Below are 19667 nucleotides of genomic sequence, written 5' to 3'. Positions count from 1 at the left end.
AAATAAATGTCTGAGTCAAGAGATAACTTAGGAAGATGATTTGAAGTGAAAGCCAATTTCTGTTCATGTGGAGGAACGATGATGATTGATAAATGGAATGCATTCGTAGATAAGGATTTGGTCATTGAACAAACAGCGTCTGGAAAGTTAGACGGTTTAACGTTTGCGGTAAAAGATGTATTTGCGATTGAAGATTATACAAGTGGAGCAGGGAATCCTGATTGGCTTCGAACACATGATCCAGCAAAACAACATGCACCGGCTATAAAACGCCTCCTCAATCATGGGGCAAAGCTTAAGGGGACTACACAGACTGATGAACTTATGTACAGCTTGAATGGTGAGAATTTTCATTATGGTACACCTATGAACCCTGAGGCACCTGGTCATATTCCAGGAGGATCTTCTAGTGGATCGGCCGTTGCCGTTTCTTCTGGGCTCGTAGACTTTTCTCTAGGCACAGATACAGGCGGATCTGTTCGTATCCCTTCATCCTATTGTGGGATCTATGGCTTTCGGCCTACTTACGGTACAGTCCCAATTGAAGGCGTTATTCCTTTAGCGAAAAGCTTTGATACTGTTGGCTGGATGGCTAGGCAACCAAAGTTGTTACTTGATGTCGGTCATATTCTTATAGAGGGTCAAAGTGGGAAGGGGAATTTTAATAAGATTTTCTTAGGGAAAGATGCTTGGGAGTTGTTGGATAAAGAAAACAAAGAGACAATATTAGCTTATATTTCTTCAGTTGAAGAGAGAATGGAAGACGGTGAGTGGATACATATATCAGAAGAGGGTTTAGCAGAATGGGCGAATACGTTTCGTATCATTCAAGGAATTGAGATATGGGAAGAACATGGTGAATGGATTCGTAAGGAGAATCCAAAATTTGGCCCTGGTATTGCAGAAAGATTCCACTGGACAAGTACATTGAAAAAGAGTGAGAACAAATCCCGATATGATTTAAGAGAAAAAATTCGCGAATCGTTATCAAACCTTTTAGGAGAAGAAGGGTTATTAGTCATTCCAACTGCTCCTGGAGCAGCGCCATTGGTTCATTTACATGGAGAAAAAGCAGAGCAATATCGAGCAAAAACCATGCAGCTATCATGTATTGCTGGCTTGGCTGGCTTACCACAGGTTACGCTTCCTCTAACAAAAGTGAATGGGCTGCCGATAGGATTATCTTTTATCGCTAATCACAATCAAGACTTGAAATTATTGAGCTTTGTGAATGAATTTTTTTAGTAAATGAATGTCTGAAAATTCATAAAGAACGCATAGTCTTATTCTACCTACCTTTTACTTCTAGTTAATCTGTTAATCAAGCTCTTAATTACTTGTGAAAAGGCATAAAGTGATATAACGATTAAAATAAGGAGAATTGATATGAAACTAGCAACTGTGTATGCAGAAGGAGAAGAGGTCGCTGCAATTATTTCTGGTGATAAAGTTCTAACAATTAAAACGATAAATGAGATAGCCGGAAAAAGCTGGAGTACAGACCTTTTTAGTATTTTACAAAAGGGGGAATTAGCTGAAATTACTATTTGGTATAAAGAAGAGGGAGGGAATAAATTGGATCAATTCCCTCATTTTTTAGAAGAAATTAAATATGCACCACTCTACCGAAATCCGAGGAAAATCTGGGGAGTCGGTATGAACTATATGGAAAAAGCAATAGAATTGTCAGGGAAGCCGCCGGAAGAAGAACCAGTCATTTTTATGAAGCCAGACACTAGCTTAATTGGTTCAGAGGAATCCATTATGCTACCTTCTCAGTCTAGTGAAGTTACAGCTGAAGCGGAGCTTGCAATCATTATTGGAGAAACCTGCAAAGATGTAAATGTTAAGGATGCCTCTAGAGTTGTCGCTGGCTTTACTACTACTTTAGATATGACTGCAAAGGATATTCATGCTAAAAACCCCCGTTATATGCAGCGATCAAAAAGCTTTGATACGTTTTTCAGCTTTGGTCCATATTTTATAACTGTTGATGAATTTTCTCATATAAAGGATCTTTCTGTAGAAACTGTTTTAAATGGAGAAGTACATCACCGTAATGTCGTTGCGAATATGATGTATCAACCTTGGTGGATTATATCCTTCTTTTCTCATATTATGACTTTACATCCAGGGGATATTATTATGACTGGCACTCCTGGATCTGTAGTGATTCGTGACGGGGATGTGGTTGAATGTCATATTCAAGGATTTAAACCGTTACGAAACCCAGTATCGGGAGTTTCTTAGATAATACATTTATTAATCATAGGAGAGTGAGTATGGAACATTTAGATATCCTGATTAAGAATGGAAAAGCTGTTCTTCCTACAGGTGTAACAGAAACTGATATTGGAATAAAAGATGGAAAAATTGCAATTGTGAAAAAGGGAATAATGAATAAAGCAGCTATAGAATGGGATGCTGAAAATCAATATATTTTTCCGGGAATGATTGATGTACATGTCCACTTTAGTGAACCAGGGAGAGAACACTGGGAAGGGTTCCATACAGGTTCGATGATGATGGTAGCAGGAGGATGCACGACTTATTTTGATATGCCGTTAAATGGAATTCCTTCAACCGTAAATCTAGAGGCATTATCTACAAAAGCGGAGATTGGGAATGAAAAATCCTTTATTGACTTTAGCTTATGGGGCGGTCTTGTTCCGGGAAATGAAAAGGATTTAGAAGCTCTTGCTGAAGCTGGTGTGATAGGCTTTAAGGCGTTTCTTTCTTCAACAGGAAATAAAGAGTTTGAGGCAGTTGATGATCTAACTTTATTGAATGGTATGAAAATCATCGCAAAACTGGGTAAGGTGTTAGCTCTTCATTCAGAAAGTGCTACAATTACGAACTGGTTAAAAGAAGAGAAAGAAAAAGAAGGGAAATTCAGTGCAGATGATTATCTAGAGTCACGTCCGATAATTGCTGAAGTCGAAGCCGTAGAACGTGCCATTTACTATTCAGAACTAACTGGCTGTCCTTTACATTTTGTACACATAAGCTCTGCTAAAGCAATTGAAGTGATTGAGCATGCAAAACAAAAAGGAATGAATATAACGGTTGAGACTTGCCCTCATTATTTATTATATAACCATGAACATTTAAGAGAATTAGGTACGATCGCTAAATGTGCTCCACCTTTACGTGAAAAAGAAGAGCAACAAAATTTAATTTCTCTTTTACTTGAAAATAAATTTGATATGATCTCATCAGATCATTCCCCATGTCCTTATGAATTAAAAGATCCTAATGTTTATAATCTGTTTCAAGCGTGGGGTGGAATAAGTGGCGGACAGTTTACGTTGTTGTCAATGATTGAGCTTGCCTTAAAGTATAAAATACCATTTGAAACAGTAGCAAAATGGACAGCATCAGCATCAGCAGAAAGATTCGGACTTGCGGATCGAAAGGGAAAAATAGCTATAGGCGCAGACGCTGATTTAGCAATTATCACATTAAATGAATCACATACAGTTACGGAAGAAAACTTTTATGCAAAGCATAAACAAAGCTTGTATATAGGACATACTTTCCCATGCCGAATCGAGGGAACTCTTAATAGAGGCAACTTGGTATTTAAAGAGGGAGTAATAGTGGCCCCGATTCCTAATGGCCGTTGGGTAAAGCCATGTGAAAATGCATCAATTAAATCAGTCTAGGCTCTATTGATAGCGAAAAAACCTTTCTTCGAACAGAGAAAGGTTTTTTACTTTTGTAAATTTATTTTCACTAATAAATTTAACTATTTCACATTTTAATAATTTAAAGGAATAAACACCTGAATCTCGAATATAAAAAATGAATAGGCAGTAAAAAAGAGATGGGAGAGTAAAAAATGGAATACAGAGTATTAGGAAAAAGCGGTTTGTTAGTGTCAGAGTTATGTTTAGGGGCAATGACCTTTGGGAAGGAAGTAAATGAAGCAGATTCCACTAAAATGATTCATCGCTTTCTAGACCAGGGCGGGAATTTTATTGATACAGCAGATGTTTATGTAGGTGGGGAATCTGAGCGTATTGTTGGTAAGGCAATTAAAGATCGACGTTCAGAAGTTGTATTAGCAACAAAGGTAAGAATGCGTGTAGGTCCACATCCAAATGATTTTGGTTATTCGCGTCGTCGTATTTTAGAGGGAGTTGACCAGAGTCTAAAGCGTTTAAATACAGATTATATTGATCTATATCAGCTTCATGTTTGGGATAATATTACTCCTATTGAAGAGACAATAAGAACGTTAGATGACCTCGTTAGCTCTGGAAAAGTAAGATACATAGGCTGTTCAAACTTTTTAGCTTGGCAAATGATGAAGGCTTTATCTTATAGTGATTTTCATAACCTTGTCCGATTTATTTCGATTCAGCCGCAATATAGTCTATTAAACCGTGAAATGGATAGAGAAGTACTTCCACTTTGTAAAGAAGAAAACGTTGGTGTGATTCCTTGGGCACCAATTGGTGGAGGCTTTTTAACAGGAAAATATAGTAAAGGTGATGTACCGAAAAGTGGCAGGCTTTCAAATGGTGTTGGGGAATCAAGTTGGGAATATAGATCCAATGAAAAGAACTTTAAAATATTACAAGCTGTACAAGAAGTGACACATGAAATTGATAAGACGCCTGCTCAAGTAGCATTGAACTGGTTATTAAACAAAGAGGAAATTACATCACCTATATTTGGGGCAAGCAGTTTAGAACAATTTGAAGAAAATATGGGAAGTGTAGGTTGGAAGTTAAGTGAAGAACATTGGGATAACCTTGACAAAGTTAGTAAGCTACCTAGTGAATACCCGACAAGATTTCTTGAAAAGTTTCGTAGGTAGTCAGAACTTTACTATTCATAAAATTAGAAAAAAACCGACTCGGATCTATTAATAGATCCGAGTCGGTTTTTTTGTCTATTAAAAGATATAGTGATTTAATACTTGCAGTTTTCTAGCAAGCCCTAGTAAAGGAATGGTGAAGTAAATCTAACATGCTAGATTTTAATCACTAATTTGATGGAATGAAATTATTTCATTTCGAAACAAATAATTTAAATTTAACTACGAAACGAATGGAAAATATTCAAAAGTATTTCGGAATGTCAAAAAACCATGTAAGAATATGTGACAATAACTCCCTTCTCTGAAAAAAATGTTGCTATAATGATCACAATATTCAGATAATAGAAGGGAGTTTTATTAATGAGAAAAACACATCCTGCTTTTGTCATTTTTCTGTTCTTTTTAGGTTGGGTCTTTATGTATGCAGATCGGAATATACTTTCTCCAGTTATGGGGAGCATTGGTGAAGAGTGGGGGTTAGACAATGCTCAGCTAGGTTTAATGTCAACAGTGTTTTTCGCTGCTTATGCTTTTATGCAGATACCAACTGGGTTTTTAGCAGATAAGTTTGGAAGAGTAAAAGTTTTAGTTGTTGGATATCTTTTATTTGGAATTGCAACATATATGAGTGGATTAGCTGCAAGCTTTGGTCTTTTCTTATTGATGCGAGCAATGACTGGTCTTGGTGAAGGTACATATTATGGTTCACAATATGGAATTTCTTCGAGCATCACTCCTAAAAAATATAGAGGGCTAGTCTCGGCTCTTATTAATAGTGGAATGGCGTTCGGTATTTCTCTTGGTTTTATCTCATCTAGTTATTTTACTTACACATTAAATAAAGGATGGCAATTTCCATTTTACGTTTTTGCAGTACCAACTATCATTGTCGCGATTTTAATTGGAATCTTTGTCCAAGATAATCGGGATAAAGAGCCGAAACAAGGAAAGGAAATACAGGAAAAGGGCAGCATCAAACAGCTATTTACCAAGAATCATATTTTAGTTTATATATTAATCTTTTGTTCATTATATGGATTTTTTGGAATGCTGACATGGCTTCCTTACTACTTGCAAACGGCGCGTGGAGTTGAAGCTTCGCAAACTGGAGTCATTGCATCATTAGTACCATGGGCATCCATACCAGGAGCAATTATCTTTGGGTTCTTGTCAGACAAAATAAAAAGCAAAAAGCCACTAATTATCGTATTAGCATTTGCTGGAGCGTTGTGTCAATTTGCCATTCCATATATAGAAAACTATTCTTTACTTCTTGTAGGATTATGCCTTTATGGATTACTGGGGAAATTAGCACTTGATCCAGTATTAATATCATATATGGCTGATATTACACCATCTTCAATGTATTCAAGAGTATATGGTTTTTTTAACTTTAGTGGTATGCTTTCTTCCATTTTTGCACCGTATATTACAGGATATTTTGCTGATCAAACTGGAAGTCTAGAATTCGGTTTTTACCTTTCTGGAGGACTTTTGATCATTGGGGCAATTATGTTTATCTTTACTGACAATAAAGTAAAGGCAACAACCAATTTTAAAACAAACGTAATAAAAAGTAACTTAGTTACGGAGGAGAAAATAGGATGAATAAAGCAATTGTAGGGAGTAAGACAATGGTGGTGAGTCCTCATTATTTAGCATCACAAGCTGGAAATACAATTCTTCAAAAAGGAGGGAATGCCTTTGATGCTGCAGTAGCCGTTAGTGCATGTCTTGCTGTGGTTTATCCACATATGACAGGTCTTGGAGGTGACTCCTTTTGGCTTACTTATAGTGTCAATGATCAAAAGGTGCGTGCTTATAATGGAAGTGGTCGTTCGGGATCAAAAGTAACGCGTGACGTATATAAAGGAAAGAGTTCTATTCCAAATAGAGGGATAGAAAGTATCATAACTGTACCCGGAATGGTAGACAGCTGGGATGCTGTCCTGAAAGAGTATGGAAGATTATCATTAGGGGAAGTACTTGAACCAGCTATAGAGTATGCATTGTCAGGGTTTCCTTTTTCAATGGATCAGCATGAAAATACAGTGAAAAATATAGATATACTGCAAAAAGATATAGATTCAGCTGCAATATTCTTACCCAATGAAACAGTACCTAATATAAATGAAAAATTTGTCCAAAAAGATTTAGGCAACACTTTGAAATGTCTTTCAGTAAATGGAAGAGATAGTTTTTATAAAGGTAAGTTGGGAAAGCGAATTATTTCAAGTTTAAAAGAAAAAGGTGGATTGCTCACCGAGGAGGATTTTGCTGAACATCAGGGTGTATGGATTGAACCGATTTCAACGACATATCGAGGTTATCATATGTATCAGGTTCCACCTAATTCTCAAGGCTTCGTGGGATTAATGGCTCTTAATATATTAGAAAACTTTGATCTTGCATCTTTACAAGAAGGTTCTTATGAATATTATCATTTATTAGTAGAATCATTAAAAAGAAGCTTTCAAGATCGAAATCAATTTTTAACTGATCCGGAGTTCCACTCGATTCCATTACATAAATTACTAAGTAAAGCCTATGCTCAAGAAATGGCTAATTCAATTAAATTTGATAAGGCAAAGGATATTCAGACTCAATCTGTAGGAAGTGATACTGCGCATGCAGCTGTAGTTGATGATGAAGGCAACTCGGTTTCCTTTATTCAAAGTTTATACTTTGAATTTGGATCAGGAGTTGTAGCAGGTGATACAGGGATCATTATGCAAAATAGAGGATCATTCTTTTCTCTTGATTCATCACGAGCTAATTGTCTTGAACCTAAAAAGAGAACCTTTCATACACTAATGCCAGCTATGGCTTTTAAAGATGGACGACCTCGGATTCTTTATGGCACACAGGGTGGTGAAGGGCAACCGCAAACACAAACGGTAATGATTACAAGGATGATTGACTATGGTATGAATCCTCAGCAAGCGATCAGTGAGCCTAGATTCGTCTGGGGAAGAACTTGGGGTGAAGAAACACAAGAACTTAAAATTGAAGGGCGAGTTAGCCTAGAGGTAATCGAGCAACTAATGAAATCTGGACATGGTGTAAATAGAGTAAATGATCTAGATGGTATTATGGGACATGCAAATGCAATTTTAATAGACGATCAGGGCTTTTTACACGGTGGTGTTGATCCCAGAAGTGATGGTGCAGCTGTTGGAAGGTAAAACTATCTGAAGGATATTTTTACACATGATATTTTTGGAAGGCTTTCATCATTTACCTGTTAATATTATACTCATACTATAAATTCTTAAAGGATGGGTCTAATTTGAAAATAGATAATATTGACAGGAAAATACTTGAGCTACTTACTGCTAATGGAAGAATGTCTTACTCTGATATAGGGAAAGAGCTAGATTTATCCAGAGTATCTGTTCGTGAACGTGTTAATCAATTAATAAAAAATGATGTTATTGAGAAGTTTAGTGTTGTTATTAATTCAGAGAAAATGGGGAAGAATGTTTCAGCCTTCTTTGAAGTTGATTGTGAGCCTTCATTCTTAGTAGAAGTTGCCCAAAAGCTTGCTGATAATCCTTGTGTATCAAGTTGTTATCAAATGACAGGCCCGAGCACATTACATATGCATGTTTTAGTTGATGACTTTATTGCATTAGAAAAGTTTATAAATAATGAGTTGTATTCACTTGAAGGAATCACAAGGGTAGAAAGTCATATATTGCTTCGCCGCTTCAAAAGCAGAAGTGGAATGAAATTATAGACATATAGTACTCTCAAGTTACATGACTTATGTAAAGGTTGACTTAAAGCTAAATTCCATTATTTTTCCTGTTTTATATAGGAGAAAGAGAGGGGGGCTTTTGAGTCAATCTTATTTTTTGGCTGTTTTCAGAGAACTTTCGTCTTTACTTCTTATCCAAAAGAGTTCTGTAAAAGCAATAATCTTGTAGAAACAGCCTATTTGTTTATTTCCAAATGAGATTTATTATATTTTTTCTATTTAGTATCTAGAAAATCAATTGTATTTACTATATAATCATAAATAATTAGTTTCGCCTTACTTTGTTAGTTGTTTTTATGAATATTATTAACAATCGGAAATATAATGATCTTAGATGTGAATTTAAAACTAAGTTGAAAAAGAATTAGGGGAATAATAAGTATGTTTTAATCTTACTAGTTATTTACCTGAATTATAGAAAAGAAAAGCAAAGGGGGATAATATGAAGCATCTACAGTTATTTTTAGCCTTTTTTCGTGTAGGAATTTTAGGGTATGGTGGAGGACCATCCTCTATTCCACTTGTACATAAAGAAGTAGTGGATAAATATAAATGGATGAGTGATGATGAGTTTGCAGACGTACTAGCCTTAGGTAATACATTACCAGGTCCAATTGCAACAAAGATGGCTGGTTATATTGGCTACAGAGTAGCGGGAATTGTAGGACTAATTAATGCGACTCTTGCGACTATCGTACCTACAATTATTTTAATGATTTTCTTGTTGACAACAATCTCTTCAGTAAAAGACTATCCTTGGGTTCAGGGAATGACAGCAGCAGTAGTACCGGTAGTAGGCGTCATGTTGGCTACATTAACATGGGACTTTTTTAAAAAATCTCAGAAATCCTTAGGATGGTTAAAGTCTTCTATACTCATTATTTTTAGTTTCTTCTTAATGGAGATCTTTGGATTACATCCAGCCATTTTAATTGGTGGGCTTTTACTCGCAGCTATCATAAAGAAGGATAAAGATCCTAAAAAAGAACGTAAGATTGAAAGGGGTAATGCTTCGTGATTTATTGGGAAATCTTTCTCGCCTTTTTTATCCCTGGAATTCTTGGATATGGTGGTGGACCAGCTTCAATACCATTAGTTGAAAATGAGGTTGTCGATCACTATGGATGGATGAATCTTAATGAGTTTAGTGAAGTGCTTGCCTTAGGAAATGCCCTTCCAGGCCCAATTGCAACAAAGATGGCAGGGTATATTGGCTATCAACAAGGTGGTATCCTTGGAGGAATAGTAGGGATTTTTGCAACTGTAGCTCCGTCACTTATCTTAATGATTTTACTTTTAGGCTTCTTATATAAATTTAAAGATTCACCAAAGGTTAAAAGAATGACCACTTTTATTAGACCGACCATTGCTGTCTTACTTGGGGTCATGGCCTTTAGTTTCTTTTCTACTTCTTACATGGATTCGGGTTTATGGCAATCACTCTTTTTAATTATTATCAGTTTTTTATTATTAGAGAAATGGAAGGTACACCCAGCTCTTGTCATTGTTGGGGCGATGGGGTATGGAGCCATTTTTATTACGTGAAATGAATTCATCATATTAAAAATATATATAGAAAAAATCTAACAAACTCTTAATTAAAAGTCTTTGTTAGATTTTTTTTGTTAAACCTTATTATAACAAAAACATCGCCACTATCGTTGTCACTACCAAACCAATTGAAACAGGTAGAAGATTTTTCCTTGCTAATTCGAATGGGTCGACACCACAAATCGCAGCTGCAGGGATCAATGCCCAAGGAACTAATGTACCTCCACCAACCCAAATAGCGGTAACTTGACCTAACGCTGTGAGGGTAGCGGCACTTACACCGATCGCTGTTGAAAACAATTGTGCAATAGAGCCGGCAAGAGAAATGCCTGAGAAGCCTGAGCCATCGAGTCCTGTTAAAATTCCTACACCTGTTAATGTAACTGCTCCAACCTCTGGAGTTAATGGGACTACATTTGCGAGAGCAACACCTAGATCATTCACAATCCCTTGAGAATTTTGCGGTAAATATTCGCCGATTATTGAGTAAAACCCTGCGTCCCCTAGATAGAAAAACGCGGCAATTGGAATGACTGGCCCAAATACTCTAAAGCCAAATTGAAATCCTTGGATTAGGTAGTTAGTAGATTCTTCAAGCCCTCGCTTTTTGTGTGCTAAACATGTAGTGATTATTAAAATGATTAGTGCAGTTCCTCCAATTAATGCTGTTGCATCCCCACCTTGTAAATTAAGCGTGAACATTATTACCACATCTAATAGAAAAATAAGTGGAATCAACAAAGCGAGGATTTTCTTTGATGTTGTAGATAATAGCTGAAGAGCAGATTCTTGTGTTTGGTAAGTTGGTGAGACACTTGAAAATGGTTTATTAAGCTTAATATCTTTCATTAATATAAAATAAGCAGATATTGTCGTTACAATTCCCATTGTAAGCACAAGGGGAATACTCGCATTAAGAACATCTCCAACTGGAATTCCAGCAGCATCAGCAGTAAGTTTTGGTGCAGCTTGAATAATGAAATCACCTGAAAGAGCGATCCCATGTCCAAACAAGTTCATCGAAATTGCAACACCTAATGCTGGGAGACCAGCTCTAACCGCAACTGGTAATAATACTGCACCAATTAAAGCAACAGCTGGTGATGGCCAAAAGAAAGATGAGATGATCATCATTAACAGTCCTATGGTCCAAAATGCAGTGGTTGGATTTTTAATTACTTTGGAGAAAGGTGCGATCATCACCTCATTAATTCCTGAAATCGTTAATATTTTACTCATTGCGACAATAATTGAAATAACGAGAATGGTTGGTAATAGTTCTGTTATTGCAAAGATAAAGCTATTAAATAAACTGCTAATAGAATCATTTAAAGAAAACGTTGATACTGCCGCAAGTAAAAGAATCCCAACAATACATACAATGGTTGTATCTCGACGAAAGAGCATAAAACCTATGATCGCAATGATAAAAGCTACATAAATCCAATGTATGAGTGTAATATCTACCTCCATTTGTATCACTCCTCAGCAAACGCCTATTGTAGATTTTTAATACTGTATGAATGAGTGAAATAGGATGTGATGTGTTTAGATAAATAATTTTCACTCCTGCATATGGTGAGATTTTGTGGAATTTTAGGGTAATGTTATGTAGAAACAAGTTGTCATTTCCAAGGAAATATTGTCAGATGTGCACAAGATGTCTAATATTAGTAATGTTAATAAAAGGCTGTTTTCGCAAACTTTGTTGCTTTTAAAATAGTATTGGATTGGTTGATTGGCACTCCAGGATGCTCGCTTTCCGTGGGGCGGGCGATGAGCCTCCTCAGCGCGAAGCGCCTGCGGGGTCTCATCTGTCCCGCTACTCCCACAGGAGTCTCGCATATCCGTTCCAATCAACCTAATCAGTTTTGTTCAAAAACAACAATCTTTTAGAAAAGAGCCTAATAAAAGGAACTTTCATGAAAATCTAAGAATCATGCTAAAAATGAAAAAACCTCCGCAAATTATTTGCAGAGGGAATGATAATGATTAGTCAATTTCAACTGAAGTGTACTTTGTGACATAGTGTGGATGTGAAAATGGTTGAGGGATTCCAACACTACTTTTTATACTACCAGTATCAAAGGATTTAGATTTCTGCCAAGCAGTGAAGTAATGTTCGTTTTCCCATAATGTTAAAATGATATAGGTGTCACCTTTAGAAGGACGTAGCACTCTAATAGCGGAGAAGCCAGGTTCTTTTTCGATCAGGCGTGCTCGATCACTAAATCGCTTTTCAAATAGTGGTCTTCCTTCATATGAAACAGGGATATTGTTAAGTGCAGCATATTTTCCATTTGATAGTTTTCCGGTTGAATCTAATACATCATAAGTTTTTGGTTCCTTAAAGATAGACTTTTGCTCAGTTTCGTGAAATAAGACTCCAGTATCAGTGTTTGCCATAAGTCGCAGGTTTTTGTCGATATGTGCTTTAGCAAGTTTAGCTAAATAATCAACAGTCCCATAGGTTATGTAAAGCTTCATCACTCATCACCTCATCATTAAATATGCTTATTGACCCCTTCAGTATACCAACTACTGTTCAACCTTTCCCGATTTTAGTGTTTTTCACACATATACCTGGCTATTATTAACAATACTAAAAGATATAAAGGGGTGATCTGTATGAAAAAGAAACTTTTATTATCTGGACTAACTTTATTACTAACAGTAATCTGCGCTTTCTTAGGTTATTTATTTATTATTTTCATGGGGAATTACGTGCTGGATGAAGAAAAATTAGTGATGGATACAGCTTCAAAACTAACTGACATAGAGGGTAATGAGATTACAAAGCTTTACATAGAGAATCGTGAACTTGTTGATATTTCTGAGATTCCAGACTATGTGCAGCAGGCGTTTATTTCTGTTGAGGACCAACGCTTCTATGAGCATTATGGAATTGATGTTCAAGCCATCGGAAGAGCCCTTTATAAGGATATCCTTGCAGGGGGGAAGGTTGAAGGTGGTAGCACAATTACTCAGCAATTAGCTAAAAATATCTTTTTGACAAATGACAAAACGCTTTTACGTAAAACGAAAGAAGCGATTATCGCGATTAATTTGGAGAAAAGGTATAGTAAATCAAAGTTATTAGAAATGTATTTGAATCAAGTTTACTTTGGACATGGGGCATATGGAATTAAGTCTGCAGCTAAATTGTACTTTAATAAGGATGTGTCAGAGCTAACACTTGAGGAAGGAGCTTTATTAGCAGGTATACCTAAGGCACCTTCAAACTACTCACCAATTGCCAATGTAGATAAAAGTAAGGACCGTAGGAATGTCATTTTAAGTTTAATGGGTGATCAAAAATATATAACATATGAAGAAGTAGTAAGAACACAAGGGAAAACGGTGAAATTGCAAGTAAACAAGAAACAGGAAAGCCCATGGTTAACAACCTATATTGATATGGTTTTTGATGAGGCAAAAGAAAAGTATGCTCTATCTAATGAAGAATTATTAAGGGGAGGATACACCATTACAGTACCTCTTCAAGTAAATATTCAAAAGTCTGCATATGAATTGTTTCAAAAGAAGGAATACTTTCCTGGTACAGATGCTTTTGCACAAGGTGCGTTTATTCTTCTTGATAATAAAACGGGGGGAGTAATAGCTGCAATCGGTGGGCGTGATTATGTTCCAAAAGGATTGAATCGACTAAATGTGACAAGGCAGCCAGGTTCTACATTTAAACCAATTGCTGTTTATGCACCTTCGATCGAAACAAAATTATTTCATCCTTATTCTATGCTTAAGGATGAAAGGCTTAAGTATGGGGATTACGAACCGGAAAATTATGATAATCAGTATGCTGGAAAGGTATCGATGTTTGATGCAATTGTCTCCTCTAAAAATGCAGCTGCTGTATGGACTTTATCTGAATTAGGAATTGGAAAAAGTAAGGAGTATTTAAAAGAGGTTGGGATATCGATTAAAGACGAAGGATTAGCAATTGCGCTAGGTGGGTTATCTGAAGGTGTAACACCAATTCAAATGGCAAATGCTTATCGAACGTTTACATCAAGTGGGAACTTCAGTGAGCATCACATTATTCAAAAAATAACGAATAGAGAAGGAAAGATAATCGCTGAAAACCTTCTGTACTCCCCACAAGTGTACTCCCCACAAACTGCATGGGATATGACAAGAATGCTTCAGCATGTTGTAAGTGATGGTACAGCAAAAAATGGTGTATTTCAAGGTGAAATAGCAGGGAAAACAGGGACAACCTCATATTCTGCAATAGAAGGAGCAGCAAAGGATGCATGGTTTGTTGGGTTTACTGAAAATGTAGTTGGGGCACTCTGGATGGGATACGATAAAACAGATCAAAACCATTATCTGAAAAATGGAAGTTCATATGCTACTAAGTTGTTTAAAGATATCTTAACTGAGGCAAAGTGGGATCAAAACGTAGCATTTAAAGTCCCAGAGGGTGTAAATGACTTAGATAGTCCAATCCGTATTAAAGATATAGAACAGGTTGATGCAAGGTATACGTTTAAGCCACTTGGATTAATTACGTTAACATTAGAATGGGAAGCACAGCGAGATGAACGGGTTGAATATCGAATCTATGAACAAACAGAAAAAGAGCAAAAGCTTGTTGGAAAGGTTACGGGTGAAGGAGTTTTTGAAATTCCTTATGTCAATGTGTTTTCAAACAGTACGTATAAGGTTGCACCATATAATGTCCAAACACATGAAGAAGGGGAGCCTAAACAATTCATTAAACCTAGTTTGTTTACTTCTAATTAATGAGATAAAGTAGGTATTCTTCTGAAGGGGCCATTATCCCTGATATAAGATTTGTTAAGGAAAAAGTTATTTCGACTATTTTTCGACATTTGCTCATCTAAGCTATACAACATTACTTGAAAACGTTATAGTTGAAAGTGTTGAGGAATTAATATAGAATTAGTATTACATTATAATTAGTATTATTTGATAAAGGGGCTTTTCTCCTTTTTTTAAACTATCAAAATTTATATCTTATGGTTGATAGTATAAGTAAAACTAAGGCTTTCGCCATTAGGACTTGGCGATAAGCCAAGTTTTTCTAATAGAAAGGTGGACTTTTTGGATGGCTGAAAAGAAAATCAATGATACGTTTTTAAAAGCGTGTCGTGGGGAAAAAACGGACTATGTTCCGGTTTGGTATATGAGACAAGCAGGGAGATCACAGCCTGAATATCGTGCGATAAAGGAAAAATACAGCCTCTTTGAAATTACACATCAGCCTGAGCTATGTGCGTATGTAACGAGGTTGCCTGTAGAACAGTATGATGTCGATGCTGCGATTCTTTACAAAGATATTATGACTCCACTTCCAGCGATTGGTGTAAATGTAGAAATTAAATCTGGGATCGGACCAGTCATTGATGACCCAATTCGTTCATTAAGTGATGTTGAAAAGTTAGGAGAAATTGATCCTGAGAGCGATGTTCCATATGTACTAGATACGATCAAGCTCTTAACGAAGGAACAGCTTCAAGTACCTTTGATTGGATTTACTGGTGCACCTTTTACAATAGCTAGCTATATGATTGAAGGTGGTCCTTCAAAAAATTACAACAAAACAAAAGCATTTATGTATGCAGAGCCAAAAGCTTGGTTTGCGTTAATGGATAAGCTAGCTGAAATGAGCATTACATATGTAAAAGCACAAATCAATGCAGGAGCAAAAGCAATTCAAATTTTTGATTCATGGGTTGGTGCACTTAATGTAGCAGATTACCGCTATTATATTAAGCCAACGATGGAACGAATTTTTAGTGAGTTAAAAAATGAAAACGTACCGTTAATTATGTTCGGAGTAGGTGCAAGTCATTTAGCAAAAGAATGGCATGATTTACCTTTAGATGTTGTTGGACTTGATTGGAGACTTCCTATCCAAGAAGCACGTACGATGGGTCTAACGAAAACTCTTCAAGGTAATCTTGATCCTGCTATTTTACTTTCTCCATGGGAAGTCATTGAAGAAAGAGCGAAAGAGATTTTAGATCAAGGAATGCAGCAGGATGGATACATCTTTAATCTTGGACATGGTGTTTTTCCACAAGTGAATCCTGAAAATCTTAAGAAATTAACAACTTTTATTCATGACTATTCTAAGAAAGCAAAAGTAAGCATTTAATATTTTTTGTGAAATTAATAACTTAATGATATGAGGAATAAGAAACAAACTAGAGGTGAATCATTTTGAGTAAGAAAAAAATGGGACTATTAGTTATGGCATATGGAACGCCTTATAAAGAGGAAGACATTGAACGTTATTATACACATATACGACATGGTCGCAAACCTGCGCCTGAAATGCTTCAGGACTTAAAAGATCGTTATGAGGCAATAGGTGGAATTTCCCCGCTAGCAAAAATCACAGTTGAACAAGGAGAAAAGCTAGAGCAGCACTTAAACAACATCCAGGATGAGACTGAATTTAAGCTCTATATTGGCTTAAAACATATCGAACCGTTTATCGAAGACGCTGTAAAGCAAATGCATGAAGATGGGATCACTGAAGCAGTGAGCATCGTCTTGGCTCCACATTTTTCAACCTTTAGTGTTAAATCATATAATGGGCGTGCGAAAGAAGAAGCAGATAAGCTGGGTATAACAATTACTTCTGTTGAGAGCTGGTATACAGAGCCGAAATTTATTACCTATTGGGCAGACAGGGTAAAAGAAACATACGAAAGCATGAAGCCTTCTGAAAGAGAAACAGCTGTACTTGTTGTTTCAGCGCATAGTCTTCCAGAAAAAATCATTGCTCATGGTGATCCATATCCACAGCAATTACAAGAAACAGCAGACTTAATCGCAGAAGCGGCAGGAGTAAAAGATTATGTCATTGGCTGGCAAAGTGCTGGTAATACACCAGAGCCATGGTTAGGACCGGACGTTCAAGATTTAACAAGAGATTTATATAAAGATGGTCACAAAACATTTGTGTATATTCCAGTTGGTTTTGTTGCAGATCATCTTGAAGTATTATTTGACAATGATTATGAATGTAAGGTTGTAACAGATGAACTAGGAGCGAGTTATTATCGCCCGGAAATGCCAAATGCAAGACATGAATTTATTTCTTGTCTTGGAACTGTTGTTTTGAAACAGTTGAAGCAGAGTACTATTGTTTAAATAAAACGAATGCCTTGCTAAGTTAGGTTCGTAAATATTTTAAAAGAAAGAGGCTGGGACAAAAGTATTTCAGCCAAAGAAAAACCCGAACTATCATGCGAAATTCTAATTTAGAGTTTCGTAATAGTTTGGGTTTTTTATTTATATCGCTTAATTAAATTAAAAGTTATTCGGCTTTAAGAATGGTCAATTTAGTTATGTCCCAGCCTCTTTCTGTTTATAATTATTTATAGGTGCTGGAGATTATTATATTACAACGGTGAGATTGCTTTATAACATGAACTTTAAGTTAACAGTTTATATCTCAATATATTACCTACATACCCAAAATATATAAAGGGGGCATTCTTTGTAGAAGGGTATAATAAAGTGGCAGAAGTTGACACTAAAATAAATGCTTAATTAATCGAATGTATAAAAGTTTAAAATGCCAATTATTTTTGTTTTATGTACATGAAAAACTAGGAGACAAAAAGACAAAAGAAGAAGAGGAGATACGATGACAAAAGAAATAATTGATACGGGATGGAACTTAGAGAATAGTTATGCTCGTCTTCCGAAACTATTTTTCACTAGCCATAACCCAACCCCTGTGCAGTCACCGAAGTTGATCATTCTTAATGATCAGTTGGCAACATCTCTGGGGTTGAACGTGCAGGCGTTGCGAAGTGAGAATGAAGTAGCGGTGCTTGGTGGAAACCGAATACTAGAAGGTACTTCACCACTTGCTCAAGCTTACGCGGGGCATCAATTCGGGCATTTTAATATGTTGGGAGACGGCCGGGCTCTGCTGCTTGGCGAACAAATCACTCCGCTAGGTGAGCGTGTTGATATTCAACTCAAGGGTTCAGGTAGAACGCCCTATTCCCGCGGGGGTGATGGTCGAGCGACGCTTGGACCAATGCTACGAGAATACATTATCAGCGAAGCAATGCATGCACTCGGTATTCCTACCACCCGTAGTCTAGCAGTGGTAACAACAGGTGATAGAGTAATCCGTGAAAGGGAACTCCCTGGGGCAATTCTGACCCGTGTAGCTTCTAGTCATCTGCGCGTTGGTACTTTTCAATATATTGCACAATGGGGTACAGTCGAGGATCTCCAGATCATGGCTGACTATACACTAAAGCGCCATTTTCCAGATGTTGAAGCTGGTGAGAGTCGATACCTTACGCTGCTTCAAGAAGTAATCAAGCGTCAGGCTGAGTTGATTGCCAAGTGGCAACTAGTTGGCTTTATTCACGGAGTGATGAACACGGACAACATGACTATTAGTGGAGAAACCATTGATTATGGTCCATGCGCTTTCATGGATGCCTATGATCCGGAAACGGTATTCAGTTCCATTGATACTCAAGGTCGTTATGCTTATGGCAATCAGCCTTATATTGCCGGATGGAATCTCGCACGATTTGCTGAAACCTTATTGCCGTTGCTGCATGACGATCAGGAGCAGGCAGTCAAAATAGCCCAGGATGCGATTTCAAATTTTACTAAGTTATATCAAACTTATTGGCTCACTGGAATGAGAGCAAAATTAGGAATATTCAACGAGGATGGGCAGGATGAATCACTTATTGAAGATCTTCTAAGTTTGATGCAGAAATATCGTGCGGACTATACGAATACTTTCCGCGCATTAACTTTTGATCGTCATGAGGAAACAGACATGTTTGGGAGCCAAGAATTTGCTAGGTGGCATGAGCAGTGGCAGGCGCGACTAAGTAGGCAGCAGGAATCGAAGGACTCACAGCAGCAGTTGATGCAAAACAGCAATCCGGCACTAATTCCTCGGAATCACCGAGTAGAAGCTGCACTAGAGGCAGCAGAGAATAAAGGGGACTACAGCGTTATGGAGAAGCTACTTGATGTTCTATCAAGTCCCTATGCGCACTCCCCCGAACAGGCTGAGTACTCCACACTGCCTGCGCAAACAACCACTCCTTACCGAACCTTTTGTGGTACATAATATAAGGGGAGTAGGGATGGCACTTTCTGTTTTTTAATTAGGCTCTTTTCTAAAAGATTGTTGTTTTTTAACAAAACTGATTAGGTTGATTGGTGCGGAAGGTGCGAGACTCCTGTGGGAGTAGCGGGACAGATGAGACCCCGCAGGCGCTTCGCGCTGAGGAGGCTCATCGCCCGCCCCACGGAAAGCGAGCATCCTGTAGCGCCAATCAACCAACCCAATACTATTTTAAAAGCAACAAAGTTTGCGAAAACAGCCTTTAATTATATTAACAGTTAGAAAATGCTACCCATTGGTAGCATTATTTTAATTCGAAGATATTTCCATCAGCAAACTAATTAGCTACAAGCTCTTGAATAACTGTCTCCAACTTAAAAATAAGACTATTGTTAAATTGGAGACAGTTATTG

At 37.0% G+C, this 19667-nt stretch carries 15 protein-coding genes; 13 read left to right on the top strand and 2 right to left on the bottom strand.

Annotated features, from left to right (window positions below):
• The first annotated feature begins 81 nt into the window (after positions 1-81).
• The 9 genes from WCV66_RS26435 (at position 82) to WCV66_RS26395 (ending at position 10133) form a co-directional block, all read left to right on the top strand.
• On the top strand, positions 82-1245 hold the full coding sequence (locus WCV66_RS26435; RefSeq protein ID WP_338787476.1) for an amidase: 1164 nt from the start codon (positions 82-84) through the stop codon (positions 1243-1245).
• Positions 1246-1386: 141 nt separating this feature from the next.
• Positions 1387-2250: a fumarylacetoacetate hydrolase family protein gene (locus tag WCV66_RS26430; RefSeq protein ID WP_338787475.1), complete on the top strand. Its 864-nt coding sequence runs from the start codon at positions 1387-1389 to the stop codon at positions 2248-2250.
• A gap of 32 nt (positions 2251-2282) precedes the next feature.
• Complete coding sequence (locus WCV66_RS26425; RefSeq protein WP_338787474.1) at positions 2283-3665, top strand: allantoinase; 1383 nt, start codon at positions 2283-2285, stop codon at positions 3663-3665.
• 176 nt (positions 3666-3841) lie between these two features.
• On the top strand, positions 3842-4825 hold the full coding sequence (locus WCV66_RS26420; protein WP_338787473.1) for an aldo/keto reductase: 984 nt from the start codon (positions 3842-3844) through the stop codon (positions 4823-4825).
• Between the two features lie 363 nt (positions 4826-5188).
• Positions 5189-6436 (top strand): MFS transporter, encoded by a 1248-nt coding sequence (locus tag WCV66_RS26415; protein ID WP_066336758.1) that lies wholly within the window; start codon positions 5189-5191, stop codon positions 6434-6436.
• Positions 6433-8013: a gamma-glutamyltransferase gene (gene ggt / locus WCV66_RS26410; protein WP_338787472.1), complete on the top strand. Its 1581-nt coding sequence runs from the start codon at positions 6433-6435 to the stop codon at positions 8011-8013. The genes WCV66_RS26415 and ggt overlap by 4 nt, the downstream gene beginning before the upstream one ends.
• A gap of 104 nt (positions 8014-8117) precedes the next feature.
• Complete coding sequence (locus tag WCV66_RS26405) at positions 8118-8567, top strand: Lrp/AsnC family transcriptional regulator (RefSeq protein WP_066336748.1); 450 nt, start codon at positions 8118-8120, stop codon at positions 8565-8567.
• Between the two features lie 463 nt (positions 8568-9030).
• Complete coding sequence (locus WCV66_RS26400) at positions 9031-9606, top strand: chromate transporter (RefSeq protein ID WP_066336746.1); 576 nt, start codon at positions 9031-9033, stop codon at positions 9604-9606.
• The gene (locus tag WCV66_RS26395; RefSeq protein WP_066336737.1) at positions 9603-10133 is read left to right on the top strand and encodes a chromate transporter; all 531 of its coding nucleotides are present in this window, start codon (positions 9603-9605) and stop codon (positions 10131-10133) included. The genes WCV66_RS26400 and WCV66_RS26395 overlap by 4 nt, the downstream gene beginning before the upstream one ends.
• A 90-nt stretch (positions 10134-10223) precedes the next feature.
• Here the strand turns inward: WCV66_RS26395 and WCV66_RS26390 are convergent, their stop codons facing one another.
• Both WCV66_RS26390 and WCV66_RS26385 read right to left on the bottom strand, forming a co-directional pair.
• Positions 10224-11612: a hypothetical protein gene (locus WCV66_RS26390; protein ID WP_338787471.1), complete on the bottom strand. Its 1389-nt coding sequence runs from the start codon at positions 11610-11612 to the stop codon at positions 10224-10226.
• Between the two features lie 519 nt (positions 11613-12131).
• Positions 12132-12626 carry an antibiotic biosynthesis monooxygenase gene (locus WCV66_RS26385; protein ID WP_338787470.1) on the bottom strand — a complete coding sequence of 165 codons (495 nt, stop codon included), beginning with the start codon at positions 12624-12626 and terminating at the stop codon, positions 12132-12134.
• Positions 12627-12767: 141 nt separating this feature from the next.
• Here WCV66_RS26385 and WCV66_RS26380 point away from each other — a divergent pair, with 141 nt between their 5' ends.
• The 4 genes from WCV66_RS26380 to WCV66_RS26365 all read left to right on the top strand — a co-directional run bounded on the left by WCV66_RS26380 (position 12768) and on the right by WCV66_RS26365 (position 19257).
• A complete protein-coding gene (locus WCV66_RS26380; RefSeq protein ID WP_338787469.1) occupies positions 12768-14906 on the top strand; it encodes a PBP1A family penicillin-binding protein in 2139 nt (712 codons plus the stop codon).
• A gap of 325 nt (positions 14907-15231) precedes the next feature.
• Positions 15232-16284: a uroporphyrinogen decarboxylase gene (gene hemE / locus WCV66_RS26375; protein WP_338787468.1), complete on the top strand. Its 1053-nt coding sequence runs from the start codon at positions 15232-15234 to the stop codon at positions 16282-16284.
• Positions 16285-16349: 65 nt separating this feature from the next.
• Entirely contained in the window at positions 16350-17288 is a 939-nt protein-coding gene (hemH, locus tag WCV66_RS26370) for a ferrochelatase (protein ID WP_338787467.1), read from the top strand.
• A gap of 499 nt (positions 17289-17787) precedes the next feature.
• Positions 17788-19257 carry a protein adenylyltransferase SelO gene (locus tag WCV66_RS26365; protein ID WP_338787466.1) on the top strand — a complete coding sequence of 490 codons (1470 nt, stop codon included), beginning with the start codon at positions 17788-17790 and terminating at the stop codon, positions 19255-19257.
• Positions 19258-19667: the final 410 nt, after the last annotated feature.

Source organism: Metabacillus rhizosphaerae, assembly GCF_037201795.1.
Taxonomy (GTDB): domain Bacteria; phylum Bacillota; class Bacilli; order Bacillales; family Bacillaceae; genus Metabacillus; species Metabacillus rhizosphaerae.
Note: the sequence above shows the minus strand (reverse complement) of the source record. Positions and strands in the feature narration are given on the sequence as shown.